The sequence below is a fragment of the Betaproteobacteria bacterium genome (assembly GCA_016713305.1).
GTDB lineage: Bacteria > Pseudomonadota > Gammaproteobacteria > Burkholderiales.
The window spans coordinates 125,686-138,890 of sequence record JADJPK010000011.1; the positions used below are offsets into that span (position 1 = coordinate 125,686).

Genomic DNA, 13,205 nt, shown 5'->3' on the forward strand with positions numbered 1-13,205 from the left:
TCAGCGTGCCGCGACGGCGCGCCGGCGCCGCGGGGCAGGAACCGGGTCAGGCGCCCGTGTTGCGAGTTCGGCGAGGCGCGAGGCCAGAACGTCGGAGGCCTCCGAGATGTGATCGCGGGCGATTCTTTCGGCGAGCGCCGCGTCGCCGCGCGACACGCATTCGAGAATGGCCTCGTGCTGGTCCCAGATGTCCTTGGGCGTTTCTCCGCGCAGCAGGACTTCGCCCATCACGCGGCGCAGATAACTCCAGTGCGCGCCGCTCATCTCGGCCACCAGCGGATTGCCGGACAGCCCGTAGAGGAAGAAGTGGAAGTCCATGTCCGCGGCGATCATGCGCGCGATGGAACCGCTCTTGACGGCAGCGCGGCCGCGGGTGATGTAGGCCGCCCCTTCCTCCGCGGCGGTCTCGCGGTTGCGTTCGGCCGCTTTCGCGCTGGCGAGACCGTCGAGCACGGCCCTCACCTCATACAGGTTGCGCACCCTGTCCGCTTCGAGCGGGGCGACCATCAGTCCGCGTCCCGGCGCATCAACCAGCAGCCCGTGGCTGCGCAACAGCAAGAGCGCCTGCTGCACCGGCTGGCGCGAGACGCCGAGAGATTCGGCCATCTGCTCCTGGATGAGCCGGCTGTCGGGACCGTATTTCCCCTCGGTAATCTCGGAGAGGATCGCGTCGTAGACCTGATCGACCAGCGTGGGCTGGGGGGTGAGTGCGCGCATGGGGGTTTGCACGAGGACCGTTTGCCGGAACGGGCGTGAATATAGCATTCTGAATTCAGAATGCAACTATCGGTTGCGTCTCGCCGCGTCGCCGGGCATCGTCCTACGGTGGGGTGCGCGGATTGCCCGGACCACGATGGAGTGGGAACTCGGCCACGGGACGCCGAGCGGCATTTTCCTGCCGCTCGGCTGCTACCGGACGGGCACGACGCTGTAACATTCGGGTCCCCGCCGCACCAGCGGTCCTGACCCTGGATCCCGTTTCTCGTGCGATCCGGGTCGTTTCTTACCGAGAAACCCCATGGCCATTGCCTTCCGTATCCTGCCGTCGGCGCCGCCGCCGGCCGCCGGTCTCGTCGCAGCATTGAGCGAGCAGGCGTCTTCGCACCTCACCGACAGCCAGTCCCGCGCCCGCGCCATCCAGGGCGCCATCCGCGCCATGCATCGGGGCGGCCGCCTCTGCGGACCGGCCCTGACAGTACGCACCACTCCCGGAGACAATCTGCTGGTCCACAAGGCCATCGACCTCGCACGCCCCGGCGACGTGATCGTCGTCGATGCTGGCGGCACGCTGGACTGCGCAATCATCGGCGACCTCGTCACCAGTTACGCCAAGACGCGTGGCGTGGCGGGGTTCGTGATCGACGGGGCCATCCGGGACTCCGAGGAGATTGCCGGGCGGGACCTGCCCGTCTACGCCCGCGGCGTGACACCTCGCGGTCCCTCCAAGGAAGGTCCCGGTGAAATCAACACGCCGGTCACGGTCGGCGGTACGGTGGTGCATCCGGGAGACATCGTGGTCGGCGACGCGGATGGCGTCGTGATCGTCCCCGTCGCGGACGCGCAGGCCGCCCTCGCCGCCGCCCGGGCTCTCAAGGAAAAGGAATCCGTCACGTTGCAGAAGATCGCCTCGGGCACGCTCGACCGCGCCTGGATCGATGCGGCGCTCGAGGCGCGCGGCTGCGAATTCGTGCGCTGAACAGGATTCACCACAACATTCACGACACGGAGGAGGACGCGACATGAAGGTGGCAGTGGTGGGGTGCGGCGCCATGGGCAGCGTTTACGCGGCCTTGCTGGGCGCGGCCGGGCACGAAGTCTGGGCGATCGATTCGTGGCGTGAGCACGTGGATGCCATGCGGGCGAACGGGCTGCGGCTGGAAGGTGCGTCGGGTGACCGGACGGTTCGCGTGAATGCGACGACCGACACCGCCGAGGCCGGACCGTGCGATCTCGTGATCATCGCCACCAAGGCGATGCACGTGGCCAAGGCCGCCGAGGCGTCGAAGGTGCTGCTCAAGCCGGACACCATGGTGCTGTCCATCCAGAACGGGCTGGGCGGCCCCGACACGGCGGCAAAGGTGCTGGGGGGCGAGCGTCTGATGGTGGGTGTGGTGGGAGGCTTCGGCGCCTCCATGCGCGGCCCCGGTCACGCGCACCACAACGGCTGGGAACTCGTGCGGCTGGGCGAGCGTCAGGGCCCGATCACGCCGCGTCTCCAGAAGGTGGCGGAGGTCTGGCAGTCGGGCGGCTTCAAGGTGAAGTGCTTCGACGACATCGACCAGCTCGTCTGGGAAAAGCTTATCTGCAACGTGTGCTTCTCCGGCACCTGCGCGGTGACGGACCGCACGATCGGAGAGGTCATGAACGATCCCGATGCCTGGATCGTCGCCTCCGGCTGCGCGGTGGAGGCCTGCAACGTGGCCCGCAAGCGCAACATCAAGCTCGACATCGACGATCCCGTGCAGTACGTGCGCGACTTCGGCTCGAAGATCCCCAACGCGAGGCCTTCGATGCTGCTCGACCACATGGCCGGCCGCATGTCCGAGATCGAAGCGATCAACGGAGCGATTCCCCCCGCCGCGGCAGCGGCCGGCATCGAAGCGCCTTTCAACACGGTGATCAGCGCACTCGTGCGCGCCAAGGAACGCAGGATGGGCGTGCGCCCGTAGCCCGCACAACGAAACGGAGGAGAAACGCATGGAGAAGTACCCGCTCTACATCGACGGCAAGTTCGTCGACGCAGCGAAAGGCCAGTGGTTCGACAGCTTCAACCCCTACACCGGCAAACCCTGGGCGCAGGTTGCCAAGGGCGACTCCGAGGACGTGGACCGCGCGGTGCAGGCCGCGCACCGCGCCTTCACCACGGGACCGTGGTCCCAGCTCACCGCGAGCCAGCGCGGCGCGCTGATCCACAAGCTGGGCGACCTCGTGGCGCGCGACGCCCGCAAGCTCGCCGAGACCGAGGTGCGCGACAACGGCAAGCTCATTGCCGAGATGCTGGGCCAGCTCAACTACATTCCGCAGTGGTACTACTACTTCGGCGGCCTTGCCGACAAGATCCAGGGCGCGGTCATTCCGCTGGACAAGAAGGGCTACTTCAACTTCACGCGGCATGAGCCCGTGGGCGTGGCGGCGCTCATCACGGCCTGGAACTCGCCGCTGCTGCTGCTCGCCTACAAGCTCGCACCTGCGTTGGCCGCCGGCTGCACCGTGGTCGTCAAGCCGTCCGAATTCACCTCGGCGTCCGCCCTGGAGTTCGTCAAGCTCGTCGAGGAAGCGGGCTTCCCGCCTGGGGTGGTGAACGTGATCACCGGTTTCGGCCAGGACGTCGGTGCGCCGCTGGTGAGCCATCCGCTCGTGCGCAAGGTGTCGTTCACCGGCTCCGAAGCGACGGGCCGCGCCATCAACGAATCCGCGGCGAAGACCTTCAAGCGCGTCACGCTCGAACTGGGCGGCAAGTCGCCCAACATCGTGTTCGCCGACGCCGACCTCGACCAGGCGGTGAACGGCGCCGTGTCCGGCATCTTCGCCGCCACCGGCCAGACCTGCATCGCCGGCTCCCGCCTGCTGCTCCAGGACAGCATCCACGACGAGTTCGTCTCCCGGCTGTTGGAGATCTCCAAGGTGGCGCGCATGGGCGACCCCATGAGCCCCGACACGCAGATCGGTCCCATCGCCACGCAGCCGCAGTACAAGAAAGTGCTGGGCTACATCGACATCGCGAAGCAGGAAGGCGCCAAGCTGCTGATGGGCGGTGGTGCCGCCAAGCGTCCCGAGTGCGGCGACGGCTGGTTCGTGGAACCCACCGTGTTCGCCGACGTGGACAACAAGATGCGCATTGCGCAGGAGGAAGTCTTCGGACCGGTGCTCTCCATCATCCGCTTCAAGGACGAGGAAGAAGCCACGGCCATCGCCAACGACGTGCGCTTCGGTCTCGGCGCGGGCGTGTGGACCGGCGACATCGGCCGCGCCTTCCGCATGTCGGAGCGCATCCAGTCCGGCACCGTGTGGGTGAACACCTACCGTGCAGTGAGCTACATGTCGCCGTTCGGCGGCTTCAAGGACTCCGGCTCGGGCAAGGAGAACGGCATGGACGCCATCCGCGAGTACCTTCAGGTCAAGAGCGTGTGGATCAACACGGGCGCCGCGACCGGCAACCCGTTCGTGATGCGATAAGGGAGAGGACAACGATGAAAGGCGTGACGTTCCCGGGCGACCGCAAGGTCGCCCTGATGGATTTTCCGGATCCGACTCCGGGTCCCGGCGAAGTGGTGCTGGAGATCAAGGCCTCCGGCATGTGCGGCAGCGATCTCAAGTTCTACCGCGCGAAGGACGGCCCCGCGTCGCTGGGGTTCAAGACCGCTGGCGGCCCCGTGGTGGCCGGACACGAGCCCTGCGGCGTGGTCGTGGCGGTCGGCCCCAACGTTCCCGGCAACCAGGCGTGGGTCGGCATGCGCGCGATGCAGCACCACTATCGCGGCTGCGGGGTGTGCCCGCATTGCGCGACGGGCTGGATGCAGATGTGCGTGGAGGGAGTGGCCGGGTCTACGGCATCACCGGCAACGGCGGTCACGCGCGCTACATGAAGGCGCCGGCTCGCACGCTGGTGGAACTGCCCGATCGCTGTCGTTCGAAACCGGCGCGGCCATCGCGTGCGGAACCGGAACCGCGTGGGGCGCCTTGCAGCGCCTCGGCCTGCAGGGCGATCACACGATCGCCGTCTTCGGGCAGGGCCCGGTCGGCCTGTCGGCCACGCAGCTGGCGCATCACATGGGCGCCCGCGTGATCGCGCTCGACACCTCGGATGATCGTCTGGCGCGCGCCAAGGAGTTCGGCGCCGACGAACTCATCAACCCGCTCAAGTGCGACGACGTGGTCAAGGCGATCCGCGACCTCACGCACGGCCGCGGCGCGCACGCGACGCTCGACGCCTCCTCGTCGCCACAGGCCCGTGCGCAGGCGGTGAAGAGCGTGCGGTCGTGGGGCAAGGCGTGCTTCGTGGGCGAGGGTGACACCGTCACGCTGGACGTGTCCAACGACATGCTGCGGCGTCAGGTCACGATCATCGGTTCCTGGACCTTCTCCACCATCGGGCAGGCCGAGTGCGCGCGCTACGTCGCCGACCGCGGCGTGGACGTCGACAAGCTCTTCACGCACCGCTGGAAGATCGAGCAGGCCGAAGAAGCCTACCGGCTGTTCGACCAGCAGACCTCCGGCAAGGGCGTGTTCCTGCCGTCCTGATCTACAGCCGAAAAGAGAACGGGCGCCGGCGGTGTGCGGCGCCCGTTGTCTGCAACCGGCATCAGGTAACCCGCCCAGAATCGGTGGCCTGCCGGGCTCCCGGACCCTGCCTTACGGCACACTACCAGGGAACGACAGACATCCGCCACGCCTTCGGCGCTCATGCCGTACTTCGCGCGCACCTTGCCCGTGGGGCCGATGGTGGCGAAGACGTCCGGCACGCCGACCATGCGCATGCGCGTCGGCCGTTCCAGGGCCAGCAGCTCGGCCACCGCGCCCCCCAGTCCGCCGCACAGGTGATGCTCTTCCGCCGTCACGATGCCGCGCGTTTCTTCGGCAGCCTTAAGGATGGCTTCACGGTCCAGCGGCTTGATCGTGTGCATGTTGACGACCCGCGCGTGGATGCCCTGGCGCGCCAGCGCGTCGGCGGCGCGGAGACATCTCCACGAGCGCGCCGCAGGCGATGATCGCGATGTCGTTGCCTTCGCGCAGAGTGCTCGCCTTGCCCACGACGAAGGGCGACCCCGGAGGACTCACCGGCGGCTCTTCCACGCGTCCGCCCAGGCGCAGGTACACCGGGCCGTCGATGTCGAGCGTGGCGAGCGTCGCGTTGTAGGCTTCGTCCACGTCGGCCGGCACGATCACCGTCATGTTGGGGAAGCTTCGCAGCATCGCGAGGTCTTCCAGCGCGTGGTGCGTGCCCCCTGCCACCCCCAGCGAGACACCGCTCGCCGCCGCCGCGTCGCGACACGCTGACGCGCGTGGGCGACGTCGTTGCGCAACTGCTCCATGCTGCGCGCCGTCAGGAACGGTGCGTATCCGCACACGTACGGGCGCATGCCCGTGGTCGCGAGTCCTGCCGCCGTACCGATGGCGTTCTGCTCCGCGATGCCCAGCTCCACGAAGCGGTCCGGATGGCGCTGGATGAAGGGACGCACCCCCAGCAGATCCTGCGTGTCGGCGGACACGACCACGGTGCGCGATTCACGCGCCGCCACTTCGAGGATCGCCTGGCCGAAAGCGAGGCGCGTCTGGTTGGCGGCCTTGGCGCGCCAGTCGGAGTTCTGTGCGGGCGCGTTCATTGTCCTAACTCCGCGAGAGCACGCTCGTAGACGTCGTCGGTGACGTTGTTGCTGTGCCAAAGGTAGGTGTTCTCGGCGAAGCTCACGCCCTTGCCCTTGACGGTGTGGGCGACGAGCGCCGAAGGACGGTCGCCGCTGAAGGGAACCGAGTCGAGCGCATCGACCACCGCGCCCATGTCGTGTCCGTCGATCTCGCGCACTTCCCAGCCGAAGGCACGCCACTTGTCCGCGAGCGGATGCACGTCCACCAGTTCCGCGATCGGGCCGCTCTGCGCGATCTTGTTGTAGTCGACGATCACGGTGAGATTCGACAGGCGGTGATGCGAGGCCGCCATCGCGGCTTCCCAGTTCGATCCTTCGTGCAGTTCGCCGTCACCCACCATCACGAAGGTGTGGAAGCTCCGGCCCTGCATGCGCGCGCCCATCGCCATGCCCATGCCGATCGCGAGCCCGTGTCCGAGTGCGCCGGTGCACATCTCGATGCCGTCGACCTTGATGTCCGGGTGCATGCCGAAGGGAGACTCGAAGCCGTAGAAGCGGTCGAGCACGGCGTCCTCGATGAATCCGGCCCGCGCGAGCACCGCACCCAGCGCGGCATTGGCGTGACCCTTCGAGAGCACGAAGCGGTCGCGGTCGGCCCAGTCGGGCTCGGAGACGCGCAGTTTCATGCGGTGAAAGTACAGTGCGGACAGGATGTCGGCGGCGGAGCAGGAACCGCCGGCGTGTCCGCTGCCGCCCGCGCGCAGGGCGCGCCAGACGTCCGCCGCACCTGGCGGGCGTGTTTCGAGGCGCGAGCAGCGCCTCACGGGTTTCGGTCATCGTGGCCTCCGTGGCGCGGGTCAGTCTTTCTTCGCGGGCAGTTCGAGACCGGCCAGCGTGGCGAACACCTTCACGACCGCCGAGTCGTCCTCGTATCCGTGGCCGTGAGCCGCCGCGGCGAGATAGAGCTGATGGGCGGAGGCGGTGATGGGCAGCGGGAAGGTCATCTTGCGCGCGGAGTCGAGGACGATGCCGAGATCCTTCACGAAGATGTTCACGGCCGACAGCGGCGTGTAGTCGCCGTCGAGGATGTGCGGCACGCGGTTCTGGAACATCCACGAACTGCCGGCGCTGTTGGAGATCACCTCGTACAGGACCTTCGGATCCACGCCGGCTTTCATGCCGAGCGCCATCGCCTCGCAGGCGGCGGCGATGTGCACGCCGGCCAGGAGCTGGTTGATCATCTTGACCTTGGAGCCGGGGCCCGCCACGTCGCCGAGCCGGTAGACCTTCACGGCGATGGCTTCGAGCACGGCCTTCGCCTTGTCGAACGCTTCCGGCACGCCGGACCCCATGATCGTCATCTCGCCCTTGGCAGCGCGCGCGGCACCGCCTGATACGGGAGCGTCGATCATGAGGAGCCCCTTGTCCACCAGGCGCTTGCCCAGGCCGATGGCGTATTCGGGGGCGACCGTGCTGGAAGCGATCACGACGGAGCCGGGGGCCATGCGCTCGACCGCACCCTCCGGCCCGAACAGCACCTGCTCGGTCTGATCGGCGTTGACCACCAGCACGATGGCAATGGGCACGGCCGCGCCCAGATCGCCGGGGGTCGCCGCTGCGATCCCGCCATCCTTCACGAATCCGGCGACCACCTCGGGGCGCACGTCGCACGCGTGCACTTCGAACCCCTTTGAAACGAGCGTCTTCGCGACGCCCATGCCCATCGAACCGAGCCCGATGACCCCGACCTTCTGCTTTGCCATGACCGCTCCTCCGACTGCGTTGTAGTGAGCGGATTATTGCAGACGGGCGGATGCGTAACGCCAGGGGAGGGAAATGGCCCGCCGGTGCGGCACGGCAGGTGGCGCACCGGTCCCGAACATCGTGAAGCGGAGGCCGCGGTGACGGCCCCCAGCGTCAGGTCAGTGCTTGGACTCGTTCATGGCCGCGACGATGTCCTCGCGCAGCTGCTCCATGTCTTCCTGTGCGATGCCCAGGTGCGCGATGCCGCGCTCGTACAGGTGGTCGCCCACCTCGTAGTCCTTCTCGCCGAGCAGTTCGCTGATCATGTGCTCGGCGACGTGCACGCATGCGATGAGCGAGAGCGAACCACCGGGCAGTGTCGTGTCGGGAAGATCGTAGACGTCGGCTTCGTGATGAAGACGGATGGCCTGGATGAGATTGGCCGGCAGCCCCCAGTTGCGCACGAGCAGGGAACCGATCACCGGATGGGTGCAGGGGAAGTAAGAGTCTTCCGCGCCGATCAGCAGCTTGCCGGAGGCCTGGCAGCCTTCCAGCACTCGCTCGTATTCCGGAAACCGCCGCAACATGAGCGGAATGCCCGCATCGTGGAACAGTGCATACGTGTACGCGGCGTCTGGCGAAATGCCGTAGTGACGTCGTGCAATCATGCCGGCGGCCAGGGCCAATGCGGAATTCTTGCTCCAGAAGCGGTCGATGTAGGACGACGAAGGCCCTTTCATGCTGGAGCGCAGCGCCGAGGCCACGACCACACAGACGACGTTCATCGTGCCCAGACGTTCCAGAGCCTTGCGCACATTGGTCACCGCGGCGCCGGCGCGGAACAGCGACGAGTTCGCGAGCTTGATCGTGATGGCGGACATGCCCACGTCCGCCGAGATCGTCTTGGCCAGACGGACGATGTCGGGCACGTCCTTCTGCGCTTCCTTCATCGCCTCGACCACGATGGCCGGACAGGCCGGAATCTCCACGGTCTTGAAGACTTTTTCGATCTCTTCGGTGGACAGTTCACGCGGCGGCGGATTCTTCATGTCGTTCATGGTGCTAAGGCTTCCTTGAGAGACTTTCGGGCGGTGCGGCGGGCTTGCCGGCCCGCGGAGGTGAAGAGTCGGTGCGTGCCGCGAGCGAAGGAGGCACCGGTACAGGCGCCGGATCGCTCGATGTCGTGGACTGCGGAGGCGGACATGTCGGAACTCAACTCGCCTGCCGCCGCTCAGTCCGGCAGCGCCAGCGGCGCGAGATCGCGGAACCGGTCGCCGGGTCCGGGATTGGCGGGATCGGTCGTGCCACCCAGGTGATGGACGACGCCCCACACGGCATTGAGCGCGGTCTGGACGGCGCCCTCGACCCAGCCGGGAATCCAGCCGATGTCATCGCCGGCGAGGAATATCCCCTTCTCGTCCGGGGGCAGGGCATCCTGGATGAAGTGACAGAACATGCGACGGTCGTATCGGTAGTGTCCCGGCAGGGCGCCCTTGAAGGCGCCGAGAAAATTGGGATCGTCTTCCCAGGACACGGTGATCGGGTCACCGATGATGTGGCGGGCGATATCCACGCCGGGATATATCCGCTGCAATGCCTGCAGAGCGAGCCGTACCCGCTTATCGACCGGCAGGGGCAGCATCTTGAGGGCGTCGCTCATCCAGGAATACGAAAGACAGATCACGCCCGGCTTGTCGTCTCCAAGATCAAAGAGATACGTGCCGCGAGTGATGCGGTCCGTGAGAGTCATGCTCATCAGGTCGCGGCCGGTGAGGGGGTCCTTGTCCTTCCAGAACGGCCGGTCGACCATCACGAAGGTCTTGGCCGACTGCATGTAGCGGGTGCGGTCCAGCGCCATCCAGAGCTTGTGCGAGAACAGCCGCTCGTCGCAGTCGATGTGGGTGGTGAGCAGCCAGCTCTGGCAGGTGACGACGGCCGCCTGGAACCACCGGCGGTCGCCCCAGACGTCGGTGACGGCGATGCGCCCGTCGGGGCTGCGCTCCAGGCGTGCCACGCCCGGTCGTGGCGCGCCGTTGTGCAGGTCGATGAGCCGGGTCCCTTCTGGCCAGTACGCCGAGGCTGGCGGCGCGTGTTTCCACAGGCTGCGCGGGACCTGTTCCACGCCGCCCGTCACGAAGAACTGGTCCTCGTCGAGATTGGCATAGACGACCCGCAGGATCTCGAGCATGGAGTTGGGAAAGTCGGTGTCCCAGCCGCCGGTCCCGAAGCCCACCTGGCCGAAGACCTCGACGTGCCGGAAGGAGTGGCGGCGGAACGCTGCCGAGTTCGCAATGAAGCCGTAGAACGAGCGGTCGTCCCACACCGGCACCAACGCGTTCCAGATCGACTTGATGGCGGCAACGTCGCGGCGGCGGATGGCGGACTGCATGCGCGAGAAATGAGCGTCCTGTTCCAGGGCTTCCTGCCACGCCGCGCCCACTTCGCGCAGCAGCGGCGGCAGCTCGGCAGGGTTCTCCACATACATCGGCACACCTTCGAGATCGATGACCGTACTGGGTGTCTGCGGCGAGAGCGGATTGGGAAAGGGGCGGGTCTCGAGTCCGAACAGGTTCAGGTAGTGGAGGAATGCGCGGCCCGAGGCCGGAAAGCGCATTCCGCCCAGTTCCGCCACGATGCCTTCGGCCCCCTTGAACGGTTCGGAATGCAATCTGCCGCCCAGGCGGCGCGATTCGTACACGACCGGCTTCAGGCCCAACTTCATCAGTTCGAAGGCGGTCACCATGCCGGCCATCCCTGCGCCGACGACTGCCACTTCGGTTCCGTGATGCATCGGGGGAATGCGGCCCAGCCCGGCGGGATGGGCGAGCCAGTCCTCGTACGCGAACGGAAAGTCCGGGCCGAAGACGGTGATCGGGCGGTCGTCCTCGCCCGTCACGGGCGTGTGGGGTGCGGTCATCCGGAAGCCTCCGTCGATTCGCGGTCGATGTCACGGCAGGTCGGCACAGCAGGCAGCGGTCGCGCCACGGGTTCAGGACGGCAACGAGAGCTGCGCGAACATTCTCAGCACGGCGTGGGCCGCCTGCTCGGGAAACTGGAAGGGAAACAGGTGACCGCCGGGCGCGTGGGCCACGCGCATCCAGCGGCGGGACAGCCCGAGCCCTACCCGGCGGCTGATCTCCGACTCTTCGCCCACGATGAGGCCGGCGGGCATGGAAAGCGATCTTCCCTCGCGTGCAAGGCCGTGCGGCAGCGTGCGGTAGATGCGGTATTCCACCGCGGGGTCGAAGGTGAGCCGTGTCGTTCCGCCCTGGGTCACGGTACCGTGCCGCACGTAGTCGTCCAGTGCCTCGGGATCGAAGCGCCGGAAGACCGGCTTGCCGCGAAAGTGTTCCGTCGCTGCTTCGGGCGATACCCATTCGCGCCGCCGGCGCTGCGTGCCCGGGGCCGGCGTGAAGCGATCCACCAGGCCCAGTCGCTTGGTGACGGCGAGCGCACCGCCCTTGAACCGGGACAGCAGCGGGGCATCCAGCATCACCACGCCTTGCACCAGATCGGGCCGCTTCAATGCAACACGGAACGAGAGATAACCACCCAGAGAATGTCCCAGCAACACGGCGGGCCTGCCGTGGCTTTCCAGCGCGCCGATCAGTTCGTCGGTCAGCGCATGCCATCCTTCGGTGACCGGGTGACGGGGGTCGTGTCCGAACCGATCCACGTGACGGATGTCGAACCGCCCGGCCAGATGCGCCAGAAAGGCGCGATAGCAGGGTGCGGGAAATCCGTTGGCGTGGGAGAACTGCAGCAGCGGTTTCGACATGCGTTACCCTCGTGGCCGAAGAATACCAACTCGAAACACCCGGCGATGCCCCTGAAACTTCCTTTCCCGGACGGCCGCGTGACGCTCGTCTGTGCCGGGCTCATGACTGCACTCACGGCCTGTGCCACCCCCGTCTCCATGGATACCGACAAACCGCATCACACCGAGCACGGCTTTCGCAACAACTACCCCAGCGGCTGGATTCGCGGTTCGTTCTGGAAGTGGCAGAGGGAACGCTGGCAGAAAGGACTGCCGAAGATTCCCGAGGGCGGCTGGCACTTCCCGGCGGTTCATCCGGACTCCGCTTGGCTCAAGGCCAATCGCACCGTTCCCGCTCTGACCTGGATCGGACATGCCACGTTCCTCGTCCAGGCCGGCGGTCTCAACATACTCACCGATCCCCACCTGACCGAGCGCGCCTCGCCGCTGTCGTTTGCCGGACCGAAGCGCGTGATGCCGCCGGCGCTGGACTTCCACTCCCTGCCGCACATCGATGCCGTGGTCGTGTCGCACAACCACTACGACCATCTGGACGAGGAGACGGTCAAGCGCCTGTCACGGCAGCCGGGCGGGTCCCCGATGTTCTTCGTGCCTCTGGGCTTGCGTGCCTGGTTTGCGGGCAGAGGCGTGCACAACGTGACGGAACTCGACTGGTGGGGGCAGTGCCGACGCGGGCGGAGTCAAGTTCACGCTCGCGCCAGTGCAGCACTGGAGCGCGCGGTCGCTGTGGGACAGGAACGAGACGCTGTGGGGAGGTGGCGCATCGACAGCAGCCAGGGCAGTTTCTTCTTCGCCGGCGACACGGGGTACTCGGAGGACTTCCGCGACATCCGCCGCCGTCTCGGTCGGTGGACTACGCGCTGCTCCCGATCGGCGCCTACGAGCCGCGGTGGTTCATGAGCGTGATGCATGTGAATCCGGACGAAGCCGTGAAGATCCACCGCGACCTCGAAGCCGGGCACTCCGTCGCGATGCACTGGGGTACCTTCGTTCTCACGGACGAACCCATGGACGAGCCGCCGAGAAAGCTGGCGCACGCGCTGCGCGAAGCGGGCATTCCTCACGAGCGCTTTCGAGTGCCGAAGCACGGAGAGACATGGAAGCTCCCTCTGCCCGAGGTCGTGCGGACCGGCCCGGGGCATCAGGGCAGCGCTGATTGAGGCCCCAGTGTCGTTGCACGGGAGGAAGGCAGTGATGGCCTCCGCGGCGATGTCGCCCTCCTGTGTCGGGATCGCCCGCATTCACGTGCCTGCGGCGGACATGCGCACGCGGTGACGCTCCGCGCCGGCATCGCCGGGGGTGGCGGCTGACTTACAATCGCCTGGCCAGTTTCTCGCAGTGTCACGCCGTGCCGTGGCGCATCCCGCACCTCATCGAAG

12 protein-coding genes and 2 pseudogenes are annotated in these 13,205 nt (G+C 67.0%); 5 read left to right on the forward strand and 9 right to left on the reverse strand.

The features are described from left to right. On the reverse strand, window positions 1-717 hold the full coding sequence (locus IPK20_15875; GenBank protein MBK8018057.1) for a GntR family transcriptional regulator: 717 nt from the start codon (window positions 715-717) through the stop codon (window positions 1-3). Between the two features lie 301 nt (window positions 718-1,018). On the opposite strand from IPK20_15875, the gene IPK20_15880 reads away from it, so the two are divergent. From IPK20_15880 to IPK20_15895, 4 genes and pseudogenes are all read left to right on the forward strand, one after another. Next, window positions 1,019-1,696 carry an RraA family protein gene (locus IPK20_15880; protein ID MBK8018058.1) on the forward strand — a complete coding sequence of 226 codons (678 nt, stop codon included), beginning with the start codon at window positions 1,019-1,021 and terminating at the stop codon, window positions 1,694-1,696. A gap of 43 nt (window positions 1,697-1,739) precedes the next feature. Next, window positions 1,740-2,669 carry a 2-dehydropantoate 2-reductase gene (locus IPK20_15885; GenBank protein ID MBK8018059.1) on the forward strand — a complete coding sequence of 310 codons (930 nt, stop codon included), beginning with the start codon at window positions 1,740-1,742 and terminating at the stop codon, window positions 2,667-2,669. Between the two features lie 28 nt (window positions 2,670-2,697). Next, complete coding sequence (locus IPK20_15890; GenBank protein ID MBK8018060.1) at window positions 2,698-4,176, forward strand: aldehyde dehydrogenase; 1,479 nt, start codon at window positions 2,698-2,700, stop codon at window positions 4,174-4,176. A gap of 14 nt (window positions 4,177-4,190) precedes the next feature. Beyond that, window positions 4,191-5,241, forward strand: a pseudogene (locus tag IPK20_15895) (zinc-binding dehydrogenase). Here the strand turns inward: IPK20_15895 and IPK20_15900 are convergent. The 8 genes from IPK20_15900 to IPK20_15935 form a co-directional block, all read right to left on the reverse strand. After that, entirely contained in the window at window positions 5,187-5,660 is a 474-nt protein-coding gene (locus IPK20_15900) for a hypothetical protein (protein MBK8018061.1), read from the reverse strand. The pseudogene IPK20_15895 and the gene IPK20_15900 overlap by 55 nt on opposite strands. Beyond that, on the reverse strand, window positions 5,596-5,952 hold the full coding sequence (locus IPK20_15905) for a hypothetical protein (GenBank protein MBK8018062.1): 357 nt from the start codon (window positions 5,950-5,952) through the stop codon (window positions 5,596-5,598). Before IPK20_15905 ends, IPK20_15900 begins: the two co-directional genes overlap by 65 nt. Next, window positions 5,889-6,323, reverse strand: coding sequence for a hypothetical protein (locus IPK20_15910; protein ID MBK8018063.1), 435 nt, complete (start codon window positions 6,321-6,323; stop codon window positions 5,889-5,891). The genes IPK20_15905 and IPK20_15910 overlap by 64 nt, the downstream gene beginning before the upstream one ends. After that, entirely contained in the window at window positions 6,320-7,129 is an 810-nt protein-coding gene (locus IPK20_15915) for a transketolase (protein MBK8018064.1), read from the reverse strand. The genes IPK20_15910 and IPK20_15915 overlap by 4 nt, the downstream gene beginning before the upstream one ends. 33 nt (window positions 7,130-7,162) lie before the next feature. Next, the gene (locus IPK20_15920; protein MBK8018065.1) at window positions 7,163-8,068 is read right to left on the reverse strand and encodes an NAD-binding protein; all 906 of its coding nucleotides are present in this window, start codon (window positions 8,066-8,068) and stop codon (window positions 7,163-7,165) included. A gap of 159 nt (window positions 8,069-8,227) precedes the next feature. Continuing rightward, entirely contained in the window at window positions 8,228-9,106 is an 879-nt protein-coding gene (locus tag IPK20_15925; GenBank protein MBK8018066.1) for an HDOD domain-containing protein, read from the reverse strand. 173 nt (window positions 9,107-9,279) lie between these two features. Beyond that, window positions 9,280-10,965, reverse strand: a complete 1,686-nt coding sequence (locus IPK20_15930) for an NAD(P)/FAD-dependent oxidoreductase (GenBank protein MBK8018067.1) — start codon at window positions 10,963-10,965, stop codon at window positions 9,280-9,282. Window positions 10,966-11,037: 72 nt separating this feature from the next. After that, window positions 11,038-11,826, reverse strand: a complete 789-nt coding sequence (locus tag IPK20_15935; protein ID MBK8018068.1) for an alpha/beta hydrolase — start codon at window positions 11,824-11,826, stop codon at window positions 11,038-11,040. A gap of 138 nt (window positions 11,827-11,964) precedes the next feature. On the opposite strand from IPK20_15935, the pseudogene IPK20_15940 reads away from it, so the two are divergent. After that, a pseudogene (locus IPK20_15940) lies at window positions 11,965-12,986 on the forward strand (MBL fold metallo-hydrolase). Window positions 12,987-13,205 lie beyond the last annotated feature (219 nt).

What these genes read in the sequence shown, in the direction of transcription:
- IPK20_15885 (MBK8018059.1), top strand. Translation starts at nt 1,740, where the DNA reads ATGAAGGTGGCAGTGGTGGGGTGCGGCGCCATGGGCAGCGTTTACGCG.
- IPK20_15935 (MBK8018068.1), bottom strand. Translation starts at nt 11,826, where the DNA reads ATGTCGAAACCGCTGCTGCAGTTCTCCCACGCCAACGGATTTCCCGCA.
- IPK20_15925 (MBK8018066.1), bottom strand. Translation starts at nt 9,106, where the DNA reads ATGAACGACATGAAGAATCCGCCGCCGCGTGAACTGTCCACCGAAGAG.
- IPK20_15910 (MBK8018063.1), bottom strand. Translation starts at nt 6,323, where the DNA reads ATGAACGCGCCCGCACAGAACTCCGACTGGCGCGCCAAGGCCGCCAAC.
- IPK20_15920 (MBK8018065.1), bottom strand. Translation starts at nt 8,068, where the DNA reads ATGGCAAAGCAGAAGGTCGGGGTCATCGGGCTCGGTTCGATGGGCATG.
- IPK20_15930 (MBK8018067.1), bottom strand. Translation starts at nt 10,965, where the DNA reads ATGACCGCACCCCACACGCCCGTGACGGGCGAGGACGACCGCCCGATC.
- IPK20_15880 (MBK8018058.1), top strand. Translation starts at nt 1,019, where the DNA reads ATGGCCATTGCCTTCCGTATCCTGCCGTCGGCGCCGCCGCCGGCCGCC.
- IPK20_15890 (MBK8018060.1), top strand. Translation starts at nt 2,698, where the DNA reads ATGGAGAAGTACCCGCTCTACATCGACGGCAAGTTCGTCGACGCAGCG.
- IPK20_15875 (MBK8018057.1), bottom strand. Translation starts at nt 717, where the DNA reads ATGCGCGCACTCACCCCCCAGCCCACGCTGGTCGATCAGGTCTACGAC.